Below are 24,780 nucleotides of genomic sequence, written 5' to 3' on the forward strand. Positions count from 1 at the left end.
TGTGTGTTTTCTTTATTGTGTTTATATCGGGATTTTATTGAAAATGATTACCATAATATGGGGCTTTTTTTTGTGCAATTAGCTTGATTAAAGACACTTGTGGATTTTGATTTAAATAAAGATATAGTGATGGTCGTAATTAGATATTTCAGGTTGCCTTGATCAGCGTTAAATCTTACCTGCCCAATGAATTAATTTCTTCTGATAACGCTACTTTATTATAATTTCCCTATCAAAGGACATAGGAGTAGCCTGTCGAATTACCAGCATCCCAGGTTTTGGGAATAGATACCTCACAGGAAATGTTAAAGGAAGCCCTGGCTTATGAAAATGAAAACCTGCATTTTGACCAACTAGACATTAAAGATAAAATCCAATCTGGAGAAAAGTATGATCTGATCTTTTCAAATGCCGCGTTGCAATGGCTGGATCAGCAAGAGCAGCTTTGGCCAGAAATGATTACAATGCTAAATCCTGGCGGAAAATTATTAGTTCAGATTCCTTCAAATCATGATCATTTTACCCTTCAAACACTGAGGGGAATTGCCAGGGAAAATCCTTTTAAGGCAGCGTTAAAAGGATGGGAGCGGGGTACAGCTGTGTTAGATATTGGTGCTGATGCGCAGCTCTTATTTAAAAATGGAGCTAAAGAGATGACAATTTATGAAAAGGTTTATCCCCATATTCTGGCAGACGCAAATGCCATCTTTGAATGGACTTCTGGTACAGCAATGATCCCTTATCTGGAACACCTTCCCGAAGACTTTAAACTGCAGTTTGCAAATGAATACAAAAACAGGCTCCAGCAGCAATATCCGGAGAAACCTGTTTTTTATCCATTTAAAAGAACCCTGATGTCAGGTGTATTTTAAATTAAGCAACTTTTTCTGTTTTATGAATAGCCGCCGGGCCGTCGATAATACTTGCTGAATCGGCAACAAAACGTGCAATATGAGGTTGTGAATTGTGCAGGTCTAATCCAGCCTGGCTTTCCCAGATCTCATGGAATATAAATACGTTTTTATTTTCCTGATCCTGGTGCAGGTCGTATTGAATACAAGCATTCTCTTTTCTGGATTCCGCAAGTAATTGTAACAAAAGGGCTTTCATCGCCGCATCATTTCCGTCTGTACTTTTTATAATGGCTGTTAAATTGATATTCATTTTTTTGTGGTTTAATATGGGACAAAAGTAATCAGCTTTTAGCTACATTGAAAATAACAGAAATCATAAGGAGCTATCATAATGAGGAGGATCTAGGCTGATCATCTAAATATGGGTTTTATTAATTTAAGGATTTCGTTATAGTATTCAGCGATTTTGGCATATGGCAGGGATTTAAATTAAATCTGATTAGGTTCAGTTAATCCGCTCTTCTGTAGGTAGCTGGGCGACTGAAATTTTCACACACATGAAATCTTGTTTTTCATTTATCTTCTTTTTATTAGCTGCGGTGACCAGCAGTTTGTTTGCACAGGAAAAGTCTAATGAAGTTGACTGGGCCAAATTTATGAAGCGGCAAACCTTGCGCTGGGACTCGATCGGTACCAGCTATTATAGCGGTATTCTATTGGGAAATGGTTGGCTAGGTACCAATATTTATAAAGAAGATGAGCAAACGATCCGGTTTGATATTGGGCGGACAGATGTCACTGATCAGCGGCCTCATCAGGGCAGTGGTCTTTCAGAACCATTGATTTCCAGACCCAGATTACCCATTGGGAGGATGACAATCAAAACCCTGGGTAGGATCACCGGTGCTAAAATGAATCTTGATATTTATAATGCAACTGCAGAAGGAACAATTTATACGAGCAAAGGAACGCTGGAATTCAGTTCATTTGTACCTGCAAATGCCAATGTGATCTATATTTCAGCAAAAGGCACACAGTCGGAAAAGGATCTCAATTGGGCTTTCATTGCTGAAAAAAGTAAAAGTCCACGGATGAATCAGGAGAATGCTGGAAATCCAGCAGTATATCCGGAAAATCCAATGTATCAGCTTTCAAAAGTTGGAGAATTTGAGCGCTGTAAACAGCCATTATTAAATGATGGAGGTTATGCCACCGTATGGACGAAAAAGCAAACAGCAGATGAAAGTACTATGCTGGTTTCGGTCGGATATGATGCCAATGGGAAAGCAGATGAGGTAAAAGAAGCGACACAAGCCATTCAGCAATTTAGAAAAGTAAAATTATCAGCAGCACTGGCTGCACATCAAAAATGGTGGCATCAATATTATCAGCAGAGTTTTATTTCTATTCCAGATCAGCGGATGGAAAGCTTTTACTGGATTCAACTGTATAAACTCGGCTCCGCTACCAGAGCAAATCTCCCAATGATCGACCTGATGGGACCGTGGTTCAATTCTAAAACACCCTGGCCAGGCGTATGGTGGAACCTCAATACACAGCTTACCTATTCGCCAATATTTACAGCTAACCATTTGGAATTGGGAAAATCATTGTTCAATACACTAAACAACAACCTTCAAAACCTGATCAATAATGTGCCAGAACCATGGAGAAAAGATGCTGCGGCTATCGGCCGGATCTCTGGTTACGATTTGGTTGCACCATTAGCAGAAGATCATAAAGCAAATGGGCAGTTTGAACTTGGAAATTTAACCTGGGCGATGTTCTATTATTACCAGTATTATGCTTATTCAAAAGATAAACAAGAACTGCAAAAGCATATTTATTCGCTATTGAAACGATCCCTGAACCATCTTTTGTATCATTTGAAAAAGGATGAGCAGGGAATTCTGCATCTCCCTTCCTCTTTTTTGCCAGAATACAAGTATGCGGAAGATGCCAATTACGCCCTGTCTAGCCTGCGCTGGGGCTTATCAACTTTAATCGACCTGAATAAAAAAGAAGGGTTTCAAGATACTGATCTTGGAAAATGGGAAGAAGTGATGAAAAATCTGGTGCCTTATCCTGTTAATGAAACTGGGTTGATGATTGGTAAGGAGGTTAGTTTAACGAGTTCTCATCGACATTATTCTCATTTGATGACGCCTTTGAATGCAGCCAATCAGGCTTTAATTGAAAAGTCTTTGAACCATTGGCTTTCACTTAAAGGCGCTTTACAAGGCTATACCTTTACAGGTGCTGTATCTATCAATGCGATGATGGGCAAAGGGGATCAAGCTTACGATTTGTTAAACCAGCTTTTTGATCAGTATATACAGCCAAACACGCTGTACCAGGAGTCCGGTCCTGTAATTGAAACACCATTGTCTGCCGCAACTTCTATTCAGGAACTACTCATTCAGAGCTGGGGAGATAAAATCAGAATATTTCCTGCAATCCCTGAGATTTGGAAGAATGTTTCTTTTGATCAGCTTCGTACCGAAGGTGGCTTCCTGGTTTCTGCCAGTTGCGTAAATGGAGCTACTCAGTTCATAAAAGTCTACAGTACAAAAGGGGATACCTGCCGATTGGAAACAGATCTGAAAGTAAGTCTAGTCAGTTCAGATCAACGAAAAGAGCTGGCTTTCTCTGTTTTCCAAAATGAAGGGAAAATGAACATCAGTTTTTCAACGTTACCTGGGGAGACAATTTTTCTTTCTGACGGTCATCATAGACATCAATTTAAAGTACTTCCCACAACGGCAAATATTAAAGAAAACTGGAGCTGGGGCTTGAAAAAGAAACTTTAACCTTTGATTTGATTCCTGGAGAATCCCAGGTCTTTTAAGTTTTTAGCAATAAGTATTTTGTTGTTCATTTTCATAATCATTGAAAGATCTCCAATTGGAATCATAAATAGGCGATGTCCTGCAGATAAGATCCAGGTTCGCTGTCTGTTAGTTTAAAATCTAGCAGTACGATGGCATACACAGCGGTTAAGGGTTCGCTCCAACGTGGTCCGGAAGTAATTTGTTTCTGGATCGATCTTGATAAATAAAAAATTGTTGCTCCATATTTAACATCCACAATCTTCTTTTCGCCTTTATAAACAGCATTAACAGCACTCTGTTTCGATCTGTGCCAAACAGATGCTTAAATCCGAAATCGGTTAAGTGATCAAGGAAGGGATATACAGCAGCAGCAGTCATCATATGTAAAAGGTTCTTTCTAACTTCTGTATTGAAAATGTAATTAGCCAATAAAGTGTGATTTATTACTAAATAATTAATTCTTATTTTTTTATTAAAGAATTTGGTAAAAATGACAATTGATAATACACTAAAAGTTTGTATACTTGTTCCGGTGTGCTGGTCAACCGTCAGTACAAAATAAAGCTAAGATGGACAGAAAGAAAAAGAAGCAGGCAGCAATTAAATCAGCGGCTAATGTGGAGCAGCAGCGTAAGGCATTAAAGACGCGATTTTTGGAGCGTTCAAAAGAAATTATTACACTAATGGGGGCTGGTGTGCTTCTGGAAAAGTTTAAGAGTCTTTTTTTGGAAAAACTTTACGAACTCCGTTATCCGGTGTTAAAAGCTAAAGCTGCTCCAGGATCCGACATCAATAAAAGTAAGGTGGTACAATTCAATAAACTGCTGCAGCAATTTATGCTGGATGTAGAAATCCCGCTGGCCAATGGCATTAAAATTCCAATTGCCTGGTATTTATCGGAAGGGATGACTTTAAGAGACAGCATAGGAGAACTGGATACACAGGGGAATCCTGATCTCGAAAAGATTAAGACACTTTTTTCCTACTATTCACATGAGGGGGAGTTTCATCGTCACCTGCAGGAATTGTTGATTACTCTGGCTACCGATGTCTGTACGACACTGAGTGATTTCGATGACCATATTTATAGAAGTGATCTTTCGATGACTCCATATTTTGCGACCTTTAATCCGGATAATGACATCATCATTCATACTTTTAAACCAAAGAAAGAAAGGATAGAAACCAGTAAAGGGATACGAAATGCGATCCGTCTGGGCTGGCCGTCTGATGAATTTAAATGGATGTATGCAAATGTAAAGCCCTCATTGTTAGGATTCAAGAGTAATGGCTTAGATGTCCCACTGGGATTGTATATCAGTACACATACCTTAGATAGGTTGAGAGAAAGACTCAATATTACCCCAGGAATTATGCACCAGATCCTATTTCTCACCTTTCTGGAACCAAAGATAAACCACCGTTGGAATGGAGACAAAAGCCATGTTGAATTTACACTGGCTGGAGAGAAAGTGGGCTACCTTGTGGTAGAGCTGTATGGCAGTATTTTAATGGTGCATACCTTTTTGTTTTTAACTAATAATGGTACTCAGGAAGGTGAAAAACTTGGACGTCTATTAAGCGTTGTTAAAGAAGATAAAAAGTATCTGGAAATTGATACGCTTCCTGCTTTTAATGCCTACCACATAGACCAAAATGAGAAATTAAGTAAATTGTTTATAGATGCAGGCTGCGGCTCTTTGTTGAAGCTTGGGAACCTTAAAGAATTTACGATGAATCAAGTGGCAGATAAGGATTCCGAATCTATTTTACATTATTTGGCCAATGCCGCTTATTTCAGAAAGCAGGAAAAAAACTAAGTTAAAGGTAGAACTGAATAAATTGCGTCATTGAGGGTGATGATAAACCTGAAGACGCAATTTATCTAGCTAAAACCATTACTATGGCCTGAGATTGAATCCTACTAGTGTAGTTTTTCAATTTCTGGAATTGGCAGCACAATGATTTCGAAGATCTGATCCAAAGCGTGTCCAAGATCCTTTAATTTTGTGCAATGCTTCTGCTTATTTTTAGTTCTGCTTTTATTGCAGCTTTTAATGCTGTATATTCTATCGAGTTTTCATAATCATTGAAACATTTCCAATTAGAATCATAAATTGCCCGTTCCTCTTTTGACATCTTAATCAGTTCTGCCTCCTGAAAAAACTTAAAGTAAACCCCTCTCTGGAAGCTGACTGGTGTTTTGGTGAATGTATTCATATGCTTAAGTATATATAACCATTTATCTAAATCTGTTTCCAATTCTGATTCCGTTTTATTAAAGCTGGGTAATTCAATGAACTTAAAGCCAAGCTTAATATAGAATAGTTTTGCGGTAGCTTTATTCATTAATGCAATGTCCTGCAGATTCTAGTCTAACTTCTATATTTAAATCCTTGATCATAATTTGAAGTGTAATTATTATTTCAATAAATTAAATTTTGTTGTTTTTTAAACTTAGGTGGTTGTTTTTTAAACTACAGCTTGTATATGCATTGCCAAAATTCCTTAATAATTTGACAGAAAAACTCAGCTTATTTTCAGTAAATCTGACGTCCTTTGGATAACACACCTGAAACCATAATAAAAATGAAGCTTTACCGGAACATTTTCCTGGTTGCCCTGAGCAACTCTTTTCTTCTTGCGCTCAGCAGCGGAGCTTTCGCTCAATCTTCTGATGTGGCGGTTTTCTTTAAAATGCCAGCAGCTTCTTTTCAGGAAGCTTTGCCCATAGGGAATGGCCGGATTGGGGCTTTGATTGCTGGAAATCCAAACAAGGATAAGATTAGCCTAAATGAGATCACTTTATGGTCTGGTGGGGTACAGGATGCGGATAGGGGAAATGCTCACCAATATCTGAAACCTATTCAGGACTACCTGTTGAAAGGAAAGAATAAAGAAGCGCAGGAATTACTCCAGCAGCAATTTGTTGCAAAAGGAGCAGGGTCTGGAAACGGAAATGGTAAAGATGCCCCGTATGGCGCTTACCAGACTATGGGGAATTTGCTGATCACTTGGAAAGACACCACGACGGCTTATACCGATTACAGCAGGGTACTGAATTTAGAAAAAGCGATAGCGACCACCAAATGGAAGCGCAATGGCGTAAATTATAGTCAGGAAGCCTTGGTGAGCATTCCTGGAAACGTGATGATGATTAAAATCAGCGCTTCGGAGAAAGGAAAGATCAGTTTCAGCACCAGCATCAATAGAAAGGAAAATGCAACTGTCAAAGTAGAAGGGCAGACTTTGATGATGAACGGACAGCTGCCAAATGGAAATGCTGCCGGACTGCGTTTCGCTGCAGGTTTACAAGTTCAGACAAAAGGTGGACAAAAGATAATTAAAGGCGATGAAATAGAAGTCAACAATGCAGATGAAGTGATTCTGGTTTGGACTGCCGCCACGGATTATAACGTTGCAGATTATACCAAGCGTGGATCAGATCCAGCCGCAACGGTAAAAAACAACCTGATTGCTGCGGGAAAATTAAGTTCCCTGCAAATAGAAAAGGCACATTTAACTGCATTTGGTAGTTTTTTTAATAGAAACAGGTTTTCTTTAAAGGGAGCAAGCGCTGACGTTCTCCCCTTGAGTACACCGGAACGTATGGAGCGTTATGCCAAACAATTACCCGATGCTCAATTTCCAGTATTGTACTATAATTTTGGCCGTTACCTGTTAATTTCTTCTTCTCAGCCAGGGAGTTTGCCTGCAAATCTACAAGGACTTTGGGCAGAAGAATATCAAACGCCATGGAACGGAGATTATCATTTGAACATTAATATTCAGATGAATTACTGGCTGGCAGAACCTACTGGATTGGGCGACCTTGCGACTCCTTTGCATCAGTTTATCGCCGGGCTGGTGAAGCCAGGATCAACAACAGCAAAAGCTTATTACAATGCTCCAGGATGGGTTGCACACGTTATCGCGAATCCATGGGGTTATACTTCTCCTGGAGAGGGGGCAGATTGGGGCTCTACTTTAACTGGCGGTGCCTGGTTGTGTGAACACCTTTGGGAGCATTATAAATTCACAAATGACAAGGCTTTCTTAGCAAAATATTACCCTGTATTTAAAGAGGCAGCTACATTTTTATCAGCCATTCTGATCGAAGAACCGGAACATAAATGGTTGGTGACCGCACCTTCTAATTCGCCGGAAAATACCTATATCATGCCAAATGGCTTCAAAGGACAAACGGCAATGGGTCCAACGATGGACATGCAGATTTGCAGGGAGATTTTTGGCTACAGCATTGAAGCCGCAAAGATTTTAGGTAAAGACCAGGAATGGGCCGCAGAATTAGCGGGTATCAGGAAACGTTTGGCGCCCAATCAAATTGGTGCAGCAGGTGATATTAATGAATGGCTGAACGACTGGAAAGATGCAGAACCTACCCACCGCCACGTATCTCAGCTGTATGGTTTACATCCTTACGAAGAAATTACTCCCTGGGATAGTCCGGAATTGGCTAAAGCTGCACGCGAAAGTCTGATTCAAAGAGGAGATGGTGGTACCGGATGGTCAAAAGCATGGAAAATTAACCATTGGGCAAGATTGGGCGATGGTGATCATGCGCTGAAATTATTCAGACAACTGGTGACTTTAGTCGATCCGGCAAGAAAACTAAACATGTCTTCTGGTGGAACTTATCCGAATTTATTCTGTGCACATCCACCGTTCCAGATTGACGGCAACTTTGGCGGTACTTCTGGAATTGCAGAAATGCTAATGCAAAGCCATGGAAATGACAATGTGATTCGTTTGCTGCCTGCCTTGCCGTCCGATAGAGATTGGAAAGATGGAACTGTCAAAGGAATGCGTGCAAGAAATGCTTTTGTAGTTGATTTTAATTGGGAAAATCGTAATTTAACGAAAGGAAATATCCGGGCTTTAAATGGTGGCATCTGTAAGGTTGAACTGCCAGCAAATATGTTGGTTAAAGATCAACAAGGAAAACTGATTGTTAAAACAGACAAACAAGGCATCATTAGCTTTAAAGCCCTTAAAGGTGCGAATTATACTTTCGAAAAGGTTTAGTACTCCCTCAATATCGTGTTTAGTTACTCCGGAATAATACCCCTCCCCCCGCCGGAGTAACGAAAATACGTCCTGAATTTGTTGTTACGCAAGCGTTTGCGCAACATTAGCCTTATCAAGTCAGCAATACAATCATTATATTCGTTTAGTAGGGTAGGAGGTTATTTCTGCCCGGAATCAACCTAAACCAAATAACCTAACCAAACCACCAAAACCAACACAAATGAAACCTAATCGTAGAAAGTTTTTACAACAACTGGCTATTGGCTCCAGCGCGGTAGCAATGGGCCTGCCTGCTTTTTCAAAATCTCCTGCATCAACTGAATCTATATCAAATGAAACGCCCCTGCTTTATCCAAATACCAGTGGCGCAAGATTTAATATGTCAGGTTATGCCGCACCGAAAATCGATAAAGTAAAGATCGGTTTTATTGGGCTGGGGATGCGTGGCCCGGGTGCAGTAAGTCGGATGTCTTTTATTGAAGGTGTCGAAATTAAAGCACTTTGTGATAAACTTCCAGAAAGAGCCACAGCAGCACAGAAATACCTGGAGAAAAAAGGGTTGCCTAAAGCAAAAGAATATTCCGGCGAAAACGGCTGGAAGGACATGATCAACAACGAAGATCTTGACCTGATTTATATCTGTACTCCATGGCATTTACACACGCCGATGGCTGTTTATGCAATGGAACATGGCAAACATGCTGCTACAGAGGTTGCTGCGGCACTAACTTTGGAAGAATGCTGGCAACTGGTGGAAACTTCAGAACGCACCCGTAAGCATTGCATGATGCTGGAAAACTGCTGTTATGATTTCTTCGAAATGCTGACGCTAAACATGGTGCGCCAAGGTTTATTCGGCGAATTGATCCATGCAGAAGGTGCTTATATCCATGACCTTTTAGGATTGAACTTCGATAAGAAAGGATATGAAAGCATGTGGAGATTAAAAGAGAACATTGATTTCAATGGAAATATCTATCCAACACATGGCTTAGGTCCGATTGCACAATGTTTAAATATCAATAGAGGCGATAAAATGGACTATTTGGTGTCGATGTCTTCGAATGATTTCATGATGGCTGAAGAGGCGAAGAAAAGATCGGAGAAAGACGCTTTCTACAACCAGTTTGTCGGTAAAAACTATAGAGGAAACATGAATACCACCACCATCAGGACCAATAAAGGGAAAACGATGATGCTGCAGCATGATGTGACTTCTCCGCGTCCATACTCTAGAATCCATTTATTGAGTGGTACAAAAGGCTTTGCTAGCAAATGGCCGGAACCAGAGCGCATTGCTTTTGGACATGAATTTGTAAAGGATGCGGAACTAAAGAAATTATATGACACCTATACACCTCCTTTGATTAAACATGTAGGAGAAATGGCTAAAAAAGTAGGTGGTCATGGTGGTATGGACTTTATGATGGACTGGAGATTAATTGATTGCCTGCGTAATGGTTTACCATTAGATCAGGATGTTTATGATGCTGCGGCATGGAGCTGTATTGTTCCTTTGAGCAAGAAATCAGTATTAAAAAGATCATCAAGCATTGATATTCCTGATTTCACCAGAGGCAACTGGACCACCAATAAACCAGTTAGCCTTACCTTAGACGGTGGTGGCAATACCACATTCAGATAAAAGATAAAACGATCTGCTGATCGTCATTACGATATCATAATGAATAGGCTGGGTTAGCGCAAACGTTTGTGTTAACCCAGTTTCATTTCTCTTTTCCTATCTTTGCAGCAATGAAGCTTGTGTTGCAAACCCCAAAATATCTGATAGTTATCGGTCTGGCAGTCTTTCTGTGCATCGCTGGCGTTACCTTTTTCACCGGCCGTTTTCTGGAAAAACGGATCAATACCATTGCAGATTTTGCAGGCACGAATGTGTACCGTCAGAAAGTATTGGTTTATCAATATGAGTTTGGTAACATCTTTAAAGGTACACAAGTCGCGGCTACACTTTTTCCTGAATTGAGAAAAGACATCAGCGAGGAGAGCCTAACGGAAACTCTGGGGACTGTATTAATGTCCGATGACAAAGTAAAAAAAGCCTGGTACGCCATCATCAAGGGAAAAGATACTTCTTTCGTCTACCTGATTCGCAATTCTGCTTCTTTTCAGAAAGTAGCCATGCCTAAATATGTTAAGAATTGGGCAAAGCAACAGTTTTTAGCCAATGATACTAGTAATGTGAGAGGCACACAGACCCAGGTGTCTCCGGCTTTACATTTGTTAACCGCTAGCAATACGGTAGAATCGGAGAGAGGACGCCTCTTGACGGGTTTGGATGTAGACTTGATGGAATTGCAGCGTGCTTTTGCTTCTGTGGACGTAAAAGGGCAGTCTTATGCTATAATTGTGGATGAAAATGGGATTTGTATCACCAGTCCTAATGAAAAGCAAATCGGTCAGCAACTGTTTAAACCTAAGCAGGATACCCTTTTCAATCAGATCCATCCTTACGGAAGAAGTAAGCATCAAGTAGTCGAATCCGATTTTTTAGGCATGCCTGTGACCAGATATTATATTCCTAATGTGATCAATGGCTTGAACTGGACGATTATCGTCGATGTTCCAGTGATTGTATTAGAGGAGGATTTCGAAGACATCAGGACCTATTCAATTTACATGGGATTGATTTCTGTGAGCATAATCCTGGGCATGATCTGGCTGTACCAGCGAAAATGGCAAAAGGAATTTTTGCTGCGCAGGGAAGTAGAAATCAACCGTCAGGAACTACTGATGGAAAAACAAGCCTTACAGCTCCTGGCAGAGACGCATGAAAAAGAGAATGCCATGCTGCAGCTGAGTAAATTAAAAGAAAAGGTAAATCCTCATTTTCTTTTCAATTCCCTCAGCTCGTTGAATGCACTGATTGCAGAGGATACGGAGCTAGCTAAGTCGTTTGTTGTGAAATTATCGAGAGTATACCGATATGTGTTGGAATCTTACCCCAGCGGACTGGCCCCGGTAGCCGAAGAACTGCGCTTTATGAAGGAGTATTTCTTCCTGCTAAAGATCCGTTTCGGTGATGCACTGGCCCCTTTAGATATCGATATTGAAGAAAGGCTGTTCGAAGGAGAAATCCCTTTTATGAGCCTGCAGACCCTGATAGAAAATGCCGTAAAACACAACATACTTTCCAAGGAAAAACCACTAAAAATCACCATTTCCAGTGAGAGAAATACGATTTTGGTGAGCAATAACCTCCAATTGCGCACTGATGTGAAAGATTCCGGAAAACAAGGCCTGAACTACCTGCAAAGCACCTATTCCTATTTTGGAAATCAGGGCTTTAACTACGGCATCGAACAGGAATACTTCAAATGTTATTTGCCAGTTTTGCACTTCACTGAATAGTAATCAGGACAACATATTAAGTTAACAACAAAAATCTCACTCCTTAAAACCGCGCTTTCACTAAGTATATTGTACGATTTCACTCCCGAAAATTTCATAATGTGCCAATTATCCCCCACTTTGGAACATGATTTTGAATAAGACTTCATTTTTTTTGGCTGTTTTAGCAGGTTTGTTTACTACACAAGTAAACGCACAAACTACTAAAAAATTTCCAACTAAAACCACTAACAAAGTAGTAGCGGATACGCTAAAAAAGAAAAATGCTGCTGACACCACTAAAGGTAAGGAGCTGAAAAGTTATGCCGAATTGCTAAAGAAAGCAACCACGGTAAATGGACTGTTTAAAGTCCACCAGGTAGAAACTGATTATTACTTTGAGATCCCCCTGAAATATATGGGTAAGGACTTTTTAGTAGTCAACAAAATATCATCCGTACCATTGGCACTCAATGAATCCGGATTAAACAAAGGGATGAACTTTGACAACAAAGTGATTCGTTTTTCAGAAAATAAACTGGCGAAAACCATCTGGGTAAAAACAATTGTTCCTCAGGTAGAATCACCAGAAGGAGATGCGATCACCCGTTCCGTAAAAGACAACTTTATCGGTTCTGTGATTGAATCTTTCAAGATTGAAGCCTATAGTCCGGATTCATCCGCAGTAGTGGTTAAAATGAACAGGGTTTTTGACGGCACCGATAAAAGCTTTAATGATGTTTTTAACGATATAGGTTTGGGTACTGCAGCAAAAAGCTCATTGTCAGCTATTGAGCAGATCAAAAGCTTTCCGCAAAACGTGGTGGTCCGTGCATTATTGAGTACTAGAGTGTCAGAAGGTCAAAGCAGCATTCCAATCAGTGTAGCGGTAACGACTAACGTGCTTTTATTACCAGAAAAACCGATGAAACCACGTTATGCAGACGATAGGGTAGGATTTTTTACCACACCAAGATGGTATTTCTCCGATACACAGCATAAAATGGAAAAAAGGGAACTGTTAACCAGATGGAGAATGGAACCTAAAGCGGAAGACCGTGCCCGTTACCTTGCAGGAGAATTGGTGGAACCGGAAAAACCGATTATCTTTTATATCGACCCATCTACGCCTCCACAATGGAGACAGCAGATTATTGCTGGTGTGGTAGACTGGCAAAAAGCTTTCGAAGCCGCAGGTTTCAAAAACGCTATTCAGGCAAGAGAAGTAAAAGACATTGCTGATTATGATGGTGATGACATCCGTTATTCCGAAATCACTTATGCAGCTTCGCCAAAATCCAATGCAATGGGCCCGGCAGTAATCGATCCGCGTTCGGGAGAAATCCTGGAATCAGATGTGATCTGGTGGCACAATGTCATGACCTCACTGCAATCCTGGATGAGGGTTCAAACAGGTGTGATTGACGAAGGTGCGAGGGGAAACAAATTTACAGATGCACGTATGGCACACGCCATCCGCTTTGTTTCTTCTCATGAAGTGGGCCATACTTTAGGTTTGAAACACAACATGGGTGCTTCCTTCTCTTTCCCCGTAGATTCTTTACGCTCGCCTTCCTTTACGGATCGCATGGGTGGAACAGCCTCTTCCATCATGGATTATGCGCGTTTCAATTATGTAGCACAACCGGAAGATAAAGTAACGAGCATCACCCCAAAAATCGGTGTTTATGATAAATATGCAATCGCCTGGGGATACCGTTGGTTAGAAACGAAAGATCCGCATGAGGAAATTCCGGTATTGGCCAAATGGATTAAAGACCATGAAAATGATCCTTTATATTTCTATGGTGAACAGCAAAGTTTGGTCGTAGATCCAAGATCTCAATCGGAAGATTTAGGTGATGATGCCGTTAAAGCAAGTCGTTACGGTTTGTTAAACTTAAAGCGTCTGATTCCTCAGATCACTACCTGGGCTGCTAATCCTGGAGAAGATTATTATCAGGCAGGAAAACTGTACATGGCTGCCATTTTCCAATGGCTGACCTATGCAGAACATGTAACGGCAAATATCGGTGGTTACTATTTAGAGAAACCAGTAGCAGGCGATCAAAAGAATGCTTACACACCGGTTCCAAAAGCGATGCAGATCAAAGCGATTGATTATTTGAAACAAGAGGTGATGGAAGTACCGGATTGGTTGTTCAATAAAGAATTATTGATGAAAACATTCCCGATCAAGGATTCTCCGGTAGGACCTTATGAGTATGGACCATACAATGTAAGACGTGAATTCCAATATGGCATCTTATACAGCCTGGTTAGTCAGGAGCGTTTGTTGAGAATGATGGAGATGGAAGTATTGCTGGGTAAAGACAGCGTATACACCGCTTATGAATTGCTGAAAGAAGTAAGGAAAACTGTTTTCTCGAAAACTCAGCGCGGTAAAACACTTTCCATTACCGACCGCATGTTACAGCAGAATTACGTAGATGTATTATTGGTGAGCACCGACAAAATGTTGGAGAAAATCGCTAAAACATCTTTACAAGACAATAAATTAAAAATGCAGAATCAATTGCAAGTGTGTGATTTCAGTAATGATGGCAAATCAGTTGTAGGGGCTGAGGAGATGTCATTGAGAAATATTCAGGTCAGTTCTATGAGCAGAACCTCTGATGTAGCTGCTGCGAAACGCAGTGAGTTACTTCAGATTCTTACGATCCTGGAAAAAAACAAAGGCAGGGGAGATGATGCAACCAAAGGTCATTATATGGACTTAATCCTCCGGATTCGTCAAAGTCTTAGAATGAACTAATAACAACCAACAACTATAATATTTTAAAAAGGGGACAATGAACAAACAATTAATGCTAATACTAATCTTGCTGGGCTTCGGCTTCGCAGGTTTTAGTCAGACAACCACGACCATCAGCGGGCAGGTACTGGACGAAAAAGATGGTTTGCCAATACCTGGAGCTTCGGTATTTGTAGACAAGGCCATGATTGGCGAACAAACAGGTGTTCCTGGAGTGATTCAGAATTCGGTGGTAGGCACCGTAACTGATGGCGATGGTAAATTCACCTTGAAAGTACCAGAAGGAACAAAGGCTTTAAGAGTAACTTACCTTGGATACGAGTCTGCTCAAATCAATATCATTAACAAAACACACGTCAATGTGACTTTAAAGAACGCTGACAATACCTTGGGGGAGGTAGTGGTGAATGGTTATACTGATATTGCAAAGCGTAAAAATACAACGGCTACAGTAAAACTGGACTATGATAAAGTGCGTCAGACTGGTGTTGCCGGTATCGACCAAATGTTAGAAGGACAGGTTGCTGGTGTTTCTGTTGGAAACATTACAGGTGGACCTGGTGCTGCTCCGCAGATCAGAATCCGTGGTACGGTTTCTTTAAACGGTTCACAAGATCCACTATGGGTATTGGACGGTCTTCCTTTAGACGGTACCAACTTGCCTAATACCATTGGAAAAGATGATATCGATCAATTGCGTAACCTCCCAATTGCAGGATTAAACCCTGATGATATCGCCGACATTACGATCCTTAAAGATGCTGCCGCTACCGCTATTTATGGTGCAAGAGCAGCAAACGGAGTAATCGTGATTACCACTAAAAAAGGTAAACAAGGTCCGATGGCGATCAACTTCTCTGCGAATTCATTCGTTTCACAGCGTCCGGATCTGGGCAGACTGGATTTGATGAATGCCACGGAGAAAGTAGATTTCGAATTGGGCATGGCTTCCAGATCAGATTTAACTTATAGAGCTAATCAAGGTGGTGTAGCCAGAATTCTGAATAAAAGTGGTGAATTGAACAAATTCAGATCTGGTGGTTTTTCTGCTTTATCTGCAAGTACTCAGGATGCGATTAATGGCTTGAGAGTACAAGGAACAGATTGGGCTAAAGAATTATACCAAAATGCCTTAAATCAGCAATATACTTTAGGTTTATCTGGTGGTTCTGAGCAAGCCACGTATTACTTCTCCGGAGGTTATTACAATGAGCAGGGTACCACGAAACAAACGGGATTAGAGCGTTATAACATGACCTTGAAAACCGATTATAAAATCTCACAAAAACTGAAAGCAGGCGTAGCGTTTTTTGGTTCCAAATCAAAACGTTCCAACTACTTCACAGATACAGATGCTTTTACTAACTTAAGTACCTATACCAGAAATGTAAACCCATATCAAACGATCAGAGATGCTAATGGCAACTTCAATTATGATCCTGATATTTTTGGAAACTCTGGTGGCGACGTATACATTCCATTTAATATGGTGGAAGAACGTGAGAATACCCGTTACACTTTAAATAACAAAAGTGTGAAGACCATTATGGACCTGAGCTATCAGATCAATAAAAACCTGAACATCCGTACAGAATTAGGACTGCAGTTTGAAGATACTGGGATTGAGAAATATGCTGGTCAGCAGTCTTACAACTTACGTAAGATCAAGGAAACAACCAGATTTTATAACTCTACTACCAAGAAATACGAGTATTATCTGCCAGAGGGTGGAATGATTTACAACCAGAATAATTCCGCTTTCCAATACAACTGGAAGTCAATTTTAGAATACAAAAAAGTGTTTGCTGAAAAGCATGAGATTGAAGCATTGGCTGGTTCTGAGTTGAGAAGAACTTATGATGAAGGGGTGATCACCAGAGGTTTTGGTTTTAACGAACGTACTTTAACGAATCAGGCGATTGTGTTTAGAAATTCTGATGATGCTACAAGAAGAGATTTACGTCCTTACCAAAAAACACAGTTAGAGAATAAATACGCCTCTTTCTATGGTACTTTATCTTATACTTACGACAGAAAATATACCCTTTATGGAAGTATTCGTTACGATGGATCTGATTTATTTGGGGTAGATCCTAAATACAGATTCTTGCCGATCTATTCACTTTCGGGTGCATGGAATGCAAGTGAAGAGAAATTCATTAAAGATATTTCATGGATCTCTAACCTTAGGGTGCGTACTTCTTATGGTTTACAAGGTAATATAGACAAAAATACCACACCTTATGTGGTAGGTCTTTACGATCAGATTGGTATTCTTCCAGGAGTAAATCAACCTACGATTGCAGTTTCTAGTCCACCAAACAACAAATTGAGATGGGAAAAAACTTCTACTTTCAATGCTGGTGTAGACTTTGGGATTTTGAATAATGCAGTTCAGGTAACTTTTGATTATTACAACCGTTTCAGTAAAGATCTAATTGGAACAGAAGAATTACAGCTAGAGAATGGCTTTAACTATACCAGTTCAAATTTCTCACAAATCAGAAATAAAGGATTGGAGCTAACCATTTCTACAAGAAATATCAGCAGCAATAACTTCCAATGGTATACTGATTTCAACATTGCACACAACAAGAGCAAAGTGGTTAGAGAAAAAGTACGTGCCAATCAGCTGAACCCATCTAAAGAAGGGTATCCGGTGAATGGACTATTTGTAATTAAAACTGCTGGATTAGATAAAGACGGTATTCCTCAGTTCAAAAATAAAGCTGGAAACATCGTTTCTTTGGAAGAGTTTTACCAATTGTATGACCCTTATGCAGATAATGAATGGTTAGCAGGTTATTATACCAATAGTGCTTTAAGCGATAAAGATTTCCAGAACTTATACACGTATGCTGGAAATGGAGACGCGGAATATAGCGGTGGTATCACTAACCGTTTCCGTTATTCAAACTTTGACCTATCGATCTCTGCATTATTCAATATCAATAAATTGGTAAGAGAGCAGGCGCTTTATAATCCTGCACAGGTAGACCGTGGTAGAAACTACCCAAGAGCAATTCTTAATGCCTGGAGTCCAACAAATACAGGCAGTACTTTACCAGCAATCTATGATGCTTCAACTAATCCTGATCGTTGGATGGCTTATACCTGGCAAAATGGAAATGACCCGGCAAATACTTATAAAGACATGGATATTTTCGTAAGAAACATGAGCTATGTACGTATCAATAGCATCCGCCTAGGTTATACAGTTCCTTCAAAAATCGCAGGAAAAGTAAAAGCGAATAGTTTAAGAGTGAGTGTGGAAGCAAGAAATCCTTTCGTGATCAGTACGGATTATAAAGGTTACTTCGATCCGGAAACTTATGGTAACATTTATTCACAACCGATCACTAGAAGTCTTTCTATTGGTCTAAATGCTAGTTTTTAATTCATAAGAAGATGAATAAGATCATAAAATTAAGCGCAGTTTTGTTGTTGATGGTATCAGCAAGCAGCTGTAAAAAATACCTTGATGTACAACCAGTAGGAAAAGTTATTCCTACTACAGTGGAAGATTTCAGGGCTTTACTAAACTCAGGTTATGCTCAATTTCCAAAGCATAAATCTAATCTGGCTTTTCGTACAGATGAGTTATTGATGAACAATGATGAACCTAGTTCAGCAATTTTCCGAGACCAGTATAAATGGAACGATCAGAATCCGGATCCAAATTCAAGAGAAATGCCTTATGGAAGTTTCTATACTTCTATTTTCTATACCAATTCTGTGATTGCAGATATAGAAGAGAAAGCAGGAAAATCAGCAGCAACAGATCAGATTAAGGGAGAAGCTTATTTGCTTCGCGCTTATAACTATTTTGAGTTACTGAACTTATATGCGAAACCTTTTAACCTGGCTACAGCAGCATCAGATCGCGGCGTTCCGATCTCGCTGGCCGTTGATATTGAAACAAATTATAAGCCTTCCTCAGTGGAAGCGGTATACACTCAGATTTTTGCCGACATCGAATCGGGAAGAGCCTTGATGAATACTGATAATTTCGCAGCAGGATTAAACTACCGTTTCACTAAACGTGCAGCTTTGGCTTTAACGGCAAGAGTTCATGAGTTTAGAGGAGAGTGGGCCAACGCACTTAAAGCGAGTCAGGAAGCTTTGGCAATGAACAGTCAACTGGAGGATTTGACTATTGTGGGAGCGGTATCACCAAACAACTACCAGTCTAAAGAAAACATCATGTCGATGGAAGATACATTCAATGCAGATGTGAGTAGAAGTGCTTTAATGTCTCCACATTTGATTGGTATTTATGATCAGGTAAACGACAAAAGATTTGCTTTGTACTTTGGTAAAGCTGGAGGAGATTATGTTTCTACTAAAGGAAACAGCAATGAATTCAAAATTTCCTTCCGTAATGGAGAATTATACCTGATTCAGGCAGAAGCAGCCTTGAAAATGGGCAATAGTTCCTTAGCACAGGAAAGCCTGCTAGCTTTAAAAGCAAAGCGTTATACCACAGCTTATTTCGCTACAGAAAAAACGCGTGTGATGGCATTGAGTAATGAAGACCTAATGTTGGATATCCTGAAAGAAAGAGAAAAGGAACTTGCATTGGAAGGTCACCGTTGGTACGATTTGAAACGTTATGGTCAGCCGGAATTGAAACATACTGTAAGCGGTGAAGTATTCACCTTGTTGAAAAACGATCCAAGATATACCATTCGCTTCCCTCAGTCGGCAGTGCAAGCAAATCCGAACCTTCAATAGCATTAATAATATAAAGAACGATATGTGCGGGTGATTAACTCCGGTCTGTTTTACAGACCGGAGTTTTTTTTTACTTTTGCATCCAAGCAAGAAGAGGATGAAAGTAGCAATTATTGAGGATGAGGAGTTGGCAGCAGTTACGTTACGGAAAATACTGGTCCAGTTAAATCCGGAGATTGAAGTAATGGCGACTTTAGCTACCGTTGAAGCTGCAGTAGAGTGGCTCGGCAATAATACCCCAGACCTCTTGTTTATGGACATCCACCTGGGTGATGGCGAAAGCTTCCAGATCTTTGAACAGGTAGAAGTACATTGTCCGGTGATCTTCACCACCGCCTACGATCAGTACACCCTGAAAGCTTTCAAAAACCAAGGCATCGATTACCTGCTCAAACCTTTTGATGAAGAAGACGTGGCCGCAGGATTGGCAAAACTGAAAGGGATTCGCAAGATTTCTGATATTGGTTTGCCGCAGATCAGTTACCAGACCTTAGGTCCGGCACCGAAAATCCGCAACCGCTTCATGGTGAAGTTAGGTAAGCTGATCAAGACGGTACAGTCTGAAGATGTGGCTTACTTTATGGCAGAAGGTAAATATTTGTTCCTGGTCACGAACGACAGGCAGAATTACATCATCGAAGAAACGATCAGCAGTCTGGAACCCCAACTGGACAACTCCGACTTTTTCCGCATCAACCGCAAATTTATCATCAACATCAAAGCCGTAAGGGAGATGTACAAGCTTTCCAGAAACAGAGTAAGAATTGTCCTGGAGCCTGCACCGGTAGAAGGACTGGAAGTGGTGGTGAGTGAGGAAAGAGCAGAAGCCTTTAAAAACTGGCTGAATCAATAAAAACGGAACATTTTAGGTCGGTAAGGTATTTTTTATATACTTTTACCCCCGACCAAATACTACAATATATTGCTATAACCAGCATTATATTATGAGATGACCATAAAATGAACCACTTTAAACTCCTGCTTCTTGGCTTGCTGTTTTCCTGCATCGGAGCTACTGCGCAACAAAAAAGCATCAGCTTTAATCACCTGACAGTAGAGAATGGACTGTCGCAAAGCAGTGTGCTGTCAATTACTCAGGATAGTCTGGGCTTTATGTGGTTTGGCACTAAAGACGGACTCAATAAGTTCAATACTCAGAATTTCGAGATTTATAAATACCATAAAAACGACACGACTTCTTTAACGAGCAGCATGAATATCAATGCGCTGCTTACCGATAGCAAAGGGAATGTTTGGGTAGGTACGCAGAAGGGCTTGAACCTATATCTGCCAAAAACCAATTCTTTTAAGCGTTTTCAATACCACGCGAAGCAAAAGCATAGCCTCAGCAATAACATCATCAGGAATATATATGAAGACCGACAAGGCTTTATTTGGGTAGGCACAGACAGTGGATTGAACAAATTGGTGGCTCCCGATAAGTTTGAGCGCTACATGACCTCTAGTGATCCGCAAAAAGGACCAGTACACCATTTGATCAAATCTGTTTATCAGGATCACAACAATGTGATGTGGGTGGGCACCCTACAGGGGCTAACCAGCATGATCCTGAAAAACGGTAAATATGTATACCGTTCGTATGTGCATGACCGGAATCGTCCGGAAAGTTTAAGCGATAACGACATCAGTTACATTCTGGAAGACCATCGGAATAATTTATGGATTGGTACACATAGCGGCGGACTGGAGTTAATGGATCGTGCTACCGGTACTTTTAAGCATTTCCGGTTTAAGAATGGCCAGCCCAATAGCATCAGCAGTAATGTAATCCGTAAAATGATGCAGGCAAAGGATGGCAAATTATGGGTGTCCACGCTAAATGGCATCAACATCATTGACGTAGATACATATGCCATAAAAGTATTGAACCACCTGCCTGATGACCCTTCCAGCTTAAACCAGAACTCTATCTACGACTTAATGCAGGATGCCGCAGGCTCTATCTGGGTAGGTACTTACTATGGTGGCGTCAATGTGTACCATGTCAATTCTACGCCTTTCAGGGAATATAAATCCAAGATCGGAAAAAATGGACTCAGCAGTAATGTGGTCAGTTCTATCGTAGAGGATTCAAAAAATAACCTCTGGATAGGAACGGAAGCGGAGGGGCTTAATTATTATGATCGTGCTTCGGGCAGGTTTACGAGTTTCAGGCATGATCCTGAAAATCCTTCTTCGCTGAGCTCCACCCTGGTGAAAGCAGTTTCTATAGACCATAAAGGAAAAGTATGGATTGGTACTTATGAAGGTGGACTGGACCTATACCAGCCGGCCACAAAGAACTTCCGTCATTATGCGCCAAATCCAGCAGATCCCAAGGCCTTAAATTCTAATCGGATTGTGGCTTTATTGCATGACCGGCAGCAGCGCTTCTGGATTGGAACCCGTGCCAATGGGCTCTTCCTTTACAATGAAAAAACTGATGACTTTTCTCCGTTTTCCGGCGTCAACGACAAGCATGATCTAAAAGTAGTGCGCTACTTATTTCAGGATTCTAAAAACAATGTTTGGATTTGCTGTAATTCTGGAACCTATATTCTGGAGCCAAATGCCACTAAGGTGAGGAAGTTTAAGAACAATGACAACCGGATGCAGTTCAACGACATCAATTTTATACAGGAAGATTCCCGTGGTTACATCTGGCTGGGCGGATATGAATCCGGACTGATCCGTTATCAGCCTCAAAATAAAACCATCCGTTCTTTTAAGAAGGAAGATGGCTTGCCGAGTAATGTTGTGCTGGGCATGCTGGAAGATGATAAAGGCAACCTTTGGATCAGTACCGACAATGGCTTGTCGAAATTTGACCGCAAAACTTTTAAAACGTATACCGTAAGGGATGGCCTTCCGGGCAATGTATTCAATTACAATTCCTTTTTTAAAGACAGCAGAGGAGAGTTTTTCTTTGGGGGCTTTAATGGCTTGGTGAGTTTCTTTCCAGATCAGATTAAAGACAATAACAGGGTACCGAAAGTGGTGTTTACACGCCTCAAGCTTTTTAACAAGCCAATTGCCATCAATGATGAAACGCAGCTGCTGAAAGAAAACATCAGCTTAACGAAAGCACTTACCTTTTCTTATCACCAGAATATTTTCACGGTAGACTTTGCCGTGCTCAATTACATCAAGTCGGAGAAGAACAGGTACGCTTATAGACTGGAAGGATTTGAAAAGGATTGGAATTATGTGAGCAACCCTTCTGCCACCTTTACCAATCTGCCTTCGGGCACTTATACTTTATTGATCCGTGGTTCTAATAATGATGGGGTTTGGAATCCGGTACCTACTAAACTCCTGATCCATGTGAACCCGCCTTTCTGGAAAACCTGGTGGGCCTACCTGATTTATTTATCGGCCTTCCTTGGCCTGTTATTTTTGTTCTCGAGGTTCCTTTGGATCCGGGCGCTACTGAAAAGAGAACAGGATGTATATCAAATGAAACTCGATTTCTTTACCAATGTTTCCCATGAGATCAGAACACCACTGACCTTGATTGAGGGGCCTTTAGAAACCCTGATCAATGAAACTCAGGAATCACCGGTACTGAATAGGAAATTGCTGACGGTGAGAAGAAATGCGGGCCGTTTAACCAGATTGGTAAATGAGCTGCTGGATTTTAGAAAGGCAGAATCCGGAAAGCTGAGCCTCAACATCTCGCCGGGTAATATTGTCGGCTTTGCCAAGGAGATCTATCTTTCTTTTACAGATCTCGCGATTAAACAGCATATCGATTATCAATTCTTATCTGATGAGGAAGAGCTGGAGGTTTATTTCGACAATGAGCAGTTGGAGAAGGTCTTATATAACCTCTTGTCAAATGCGTTTAAATGTACCCCAGATGGGGGGATGATTCGATTATCAGTTTTGAAAACTGCTGATGGTTTTGTAGAAATCCGAACCTGCGACAATGGGAAAGGGATTCCAGAAGAAAGCCGGGATAAGCTGTTTACCAATTTCTACCAGGTCAAAGATCCGCTTTCCAGGAATAGCGGGACGGGAATCGGGCTGGCACTTTCTAAAAAGATTGCAGAGCTGCACCATGGGAACTTATTTTTAACGGAGCAGAAAGACATTCCTGAGGCCGGCATTCGTACCTGCTTCTGCTTGAAGCTGAAATTAGGGCAAGGACATTTTTCAAAAGAAGAGCTAGTGCAAGATTTTCTTAACTCGGAAAATCCGGCGCATTACCAGGCTGCTGACCTGCGGCTGGAGGAACAGCTGGTTCAAATACCAGTAGAAAGCGGAGATGCGGATGAGCAGATCACGATTTTGATTGTGGAAGATAACCATGAGGTCAGAGATTTTATCGTACAGTCTTTACGGCCGTTTTATATTGTGCTGGAAGCAGAGAATGGGGCTTTAGGCGTTGAGATTGCGATAGAAAAAATACCAGACCTGATTGTGAGTGATGTGATGATGCCGGTGATGGATGGATTGGAGCTATGCCGTACTTTAAAAACGGATGTCAGGACCAGTCATATTCCAGTGATCCTGCTGACCGCAAGAACTGGAAATATTCATGAAGTGAATGGCTTGAAAACAGGGGCAGAGGCTTACCTCACCAAACCTTTCAGCATGAGCAGTCTGCAGCTGACGATCTCCAACCTGCTCATGCTGCAAGCCAATATGAGGCGGAAATTTAGTCAGCAGATTACCTTACAGCCTGCCAATATTTTAATCGAGTCTTCCGACGAGGAATTCCTAAACAAAGTGATGGCCCTGATAGAGGATAACTTTACGACACCAGAGTTTAGCGTCAACACCCTGGCTTCGGAACTTGGTATGAGTACGCCCATCCTTTATAAAAAGATTAAAGCGCTGACCGGCCTCACCGTGAATAACTTCCTGAAATCTGTGCGCCTGAAAAGAGCGGCTCAGCTCCTCCGACAAAAGGTGTACACCGTTTATGAGGTGGCATATCTCGTCGGCTTTAGTGATCCCAAATATTTCAGTAAAGAGTTTGTGAAACAGTTTGGCAGAACCCCTTCTGATTATGCTGTCGAAGAATAATTGGGGATTATTTAAGAATTTCTCCCTTTATAATTAAGAATTTACCCCTTCAGAGATGTACAGGAACGCTACATTAGCAAAACCAAGTATAATTTATCTGTAAGACCAAAGATCTGATGAACGAGTATTCTATGATTTCCTGTCCTGTATTTCC

At 40.9% G+C, this 24,780-nt stretch carries 12 protein-coding genes and 1 pseudogene; 11 read left to right on the top strand and 2 right to left on the bottom strand.

Going from position 1 to position 24,780, the window contains the following annotated elements; genetic code table 11:
- Positions 1-275 precede the first annotated feature (275 nt).
- Positions 276-872, top strand: a pseudogene (locus H9X96_RS13790) (methyltransferase domain-containing protein); the annotation flags it as partial.
- A gap of 1 nt (position 873) precedes the next feature.
- Here the strand turns inward: H9X96_RS13790 and H9X96_RS13795 are convergent.
- Positions 874-1,164 carry a putative quinol monooxygenase gene (locus H9X96_RS13795; protein ID WP_187666854.1) on the bottom strand — a complete coding sequence of 97 codons (291 nt, stop codon included), beginning with the start codon at positions 1,162-1,164 and terminating at the stop codon, positions 874-876.
- 247 nt (positions 1,165-1,411) lie between these two features.
- On the opposite strand from H9X96_RS13795, the gene H9X96_RS13800 reads away from it, so the two are divergent.
- On the top strand, positions 1,412-3,664 hold the full coding sequence (locus H9X96_RS13800) for a glycoside hydrolase family 95-like protein (RefSeq protein ID WP_187666855.1): 2,253 nt from the start codon (positions 1,412-1,414) through the stop codon (positions 3,662-3,664).
- Positions 3,665-4,254: 590 nt separating this feature from the next.
- Entirely contained in the window at positions 4,255-5,505 is a 1,251-nt protein-coding gene (locus H9X96_RS13805; protein WP_187666856.1) for a hypothetical protein, read from the top strand.
- Positions 5,506-5,686: 181 nt separating this feature from the next.
- Here the strand turns inward: H9X96_RS13805 and H9X96_RS13810 are convergent, their stop codons facing one another.
- Positions 5,687-6,052 carry an Rpn family recombination-promoting nuclease/putative transposase gene (locus H9X96_RS13810; RefSeq protein ID WP_255431125.1) on the bottom strand — a complete coding sequence of 122 codons (366 nt, stop codon included), beginning with the start codon at positions 6,050-6,052 and terminating at the stop codon, positions 5,687-5,689.
- A gap of 222 nt (positions 6,053-6,274) precedes the next feature.
- Between H9X96_RS13810 and H9X96_RS13815 the strand changes: the two genes are divergently transcribed.
- The 8 genes from H9X96_RS13815 (at position 6,275) to H9X96_RS13850 (ending at position 24,626) form a co-directional block, all read left to right on the top strand.
- Positions 6,275-8,731: a glycoside hydrolase N-terminal domain-containing protein gene (locus H9X96_RS13815; protein ID WP_187666858.1), complete on the top strand. Its 2,457-nt coding sequence runs from the start codon at positions 6,275-6,277 to the stop codon at positions 8,729-8,731.
- Positions 8,732-8,954: 223 nt separating this feature from the next.
- A complete protein-coding gene (locus H9X96_RS13820; RefSeq protein ID WP_187666859.1) occupies positions 8,955-10,379 on the top strand; it encodes a Gfo/Idh/MocA family protein in 1,425 nt (474 codons plus the stop codon).
- Between the two features lie 110 nt (positions 10,380-10,489).
- Positions 10,490-12,106: a histidine kinase gene (locus H9X96_RS13825; RefSeq protein ID WP_187666860.1), complete on the top strand. Its 1,617-nt coding sequence runs from the start codon at positions 10,490-10,492 to the stop codon at positions 12,104-12,106.
- A gap of 154 nt (positions 12,107-12,260) precedes the next feature.
- Positions 12,261-14,861, top strand: coding sequence for a zinc-dependent metalloprotease (locus H9X96_RS13830; RefSeq protein ID WP_255431111.1), 2,601 nt, complete (start codon positions 12,261-12,263; stop codon positions 14,859-14,861).
- 37 nt (positions 14,862-14,898) lie between these two features.
- Entirely contained in the window at positions 14,899-18,258 is a 3,360-nt protein-coding gene (locus H9X96_RS13835; RefSeq protein ID WP_187666862.1) for a SusC/RagA family TonB-linked outer membrane protein, read from the top strand.
- A gap of 11 nt (positions 18,259-18,269) precedes the next feature.
- Positions 18,270-19,595 carry a RagB/SusD family nutrient uptake outer membrane protein gene (locus tag H9X96_RS13840; protein WP_187666863.1) on the top strand — a complete coding sequence of 442 codons (1,326 nt, stop codon included), beginning with the start codon at positions 18,270-18,272 and terminating at the stop codon, positions 19,593-19,595.
- 97 nt (positions 19,596-19,692) lie between these two features.
- The gene (locus H9X96_RS13845) at positions 19,693-20,448 is read left to right on the top strand and encodes a LytTR family DNA-binding domain-containing protein (protein WP_187666864.1); all 756 of its coding nucleotides are present in this window, start codon (positions 19,693-19,695) and stop codon (positions 20,446-20,448) included.
- A 107-nt stretch (positions 20,449-20,555) separates the two neighbouring features.
- Positions 20,556-24,626 (top strand): hybrid sensor histidine kinase/response regulator transcription factor, encoded by a 4,071-nt coding sequence (locus H9X96_RS13850; RefSeq protein ID WP_187666865.1) that lies wholly within the window; start codon positions 20,556-20,558, stop codon positions 24,624-24,626.
- The last annotated feature ends 154 nt before the right edge of the window (positions 24,627-24,780 follow it).

Source organism: Pedobacter sp. N36a, from assembly GCF_014472395.1.
Taxonomy (GTDB): Bacteria; Bacteroidota; Bacteroidia; order Sphingobacteriales; family Sphingobacteriaceae; genus Pedobacter.

Bases quoted from the DNA above. Each gene is read 5' to 3' on its own strand.
- H9X96_RS13825 (WP_187666860.1), top strand. From the start codon at position 10,490: ATGAAGCTTGTGTTGCAAACCCCAAAATATCTGATAGTTATCGGTCTG.
- H9X96_RS13845 (WP_187666864.1), top strand. From the start codon at position 19,693: ATGAAAGTAGCAATTATTGAGGATGAGGAGTTGGCAGCAGTTACGTTA.
- H9X96_RS13820 (WP_187666859.1), top strand. From the start codon at position 8,955: ATGAAACCTAATCGTAGAAAGTTTTTACAACAACTGGCTATTGGCTCC.
- H9X96_RS13850 (WP_187666865.1), top strand. From the start codon at position 20,556: ATGAACCACTTTAAACTCCTGCTTCTTGGCTTGCTGTTTTCCTGCATC.
- H9X96_RS13815 (WP_187666858.1), top strand. From the start codon at position 6,275: ATGAAGCTTTACCGGAACATTTTCCTGGTTGCCCTGAGCAACTCTTTT.
- H9X96_RS13835 (WP_187666862.1), top strand. From the start codon at position 14,899: ATGAACAAACAATTAATGCTAATACTAATCTTGCTGGGCTTCGGCTTC.
- H9X96_RS13840 (WP_187666863.1), top strand. From the start codon at position 18,270: ATGAATAAGATCATAAAATTAAGCGCAGTTTTGTTGTTGATGGTATCA.
- H9X96_RS13800 (WP_187666855.1), top strand. From the start codon at position 1,412: ATGAAATCTTGTTTTTCATTTATCTTCTTTTTATTAGCTGCGGTGACC.
- H9X96_RS13795 (WP_187666854.1), bottom strand. From the start codon at position 1,164: ATGAATATCAATTTAACAGCCATTATAAAAAGTACAGACGGAAATGAT.
- H9X96_RS13805 (WP_187666856.1), top strand. From the start codon at position 4,255: ATGGACAGAAAGAAAAAGAAGCAGGCAGCAATTAAATCAGCGGCTAAT.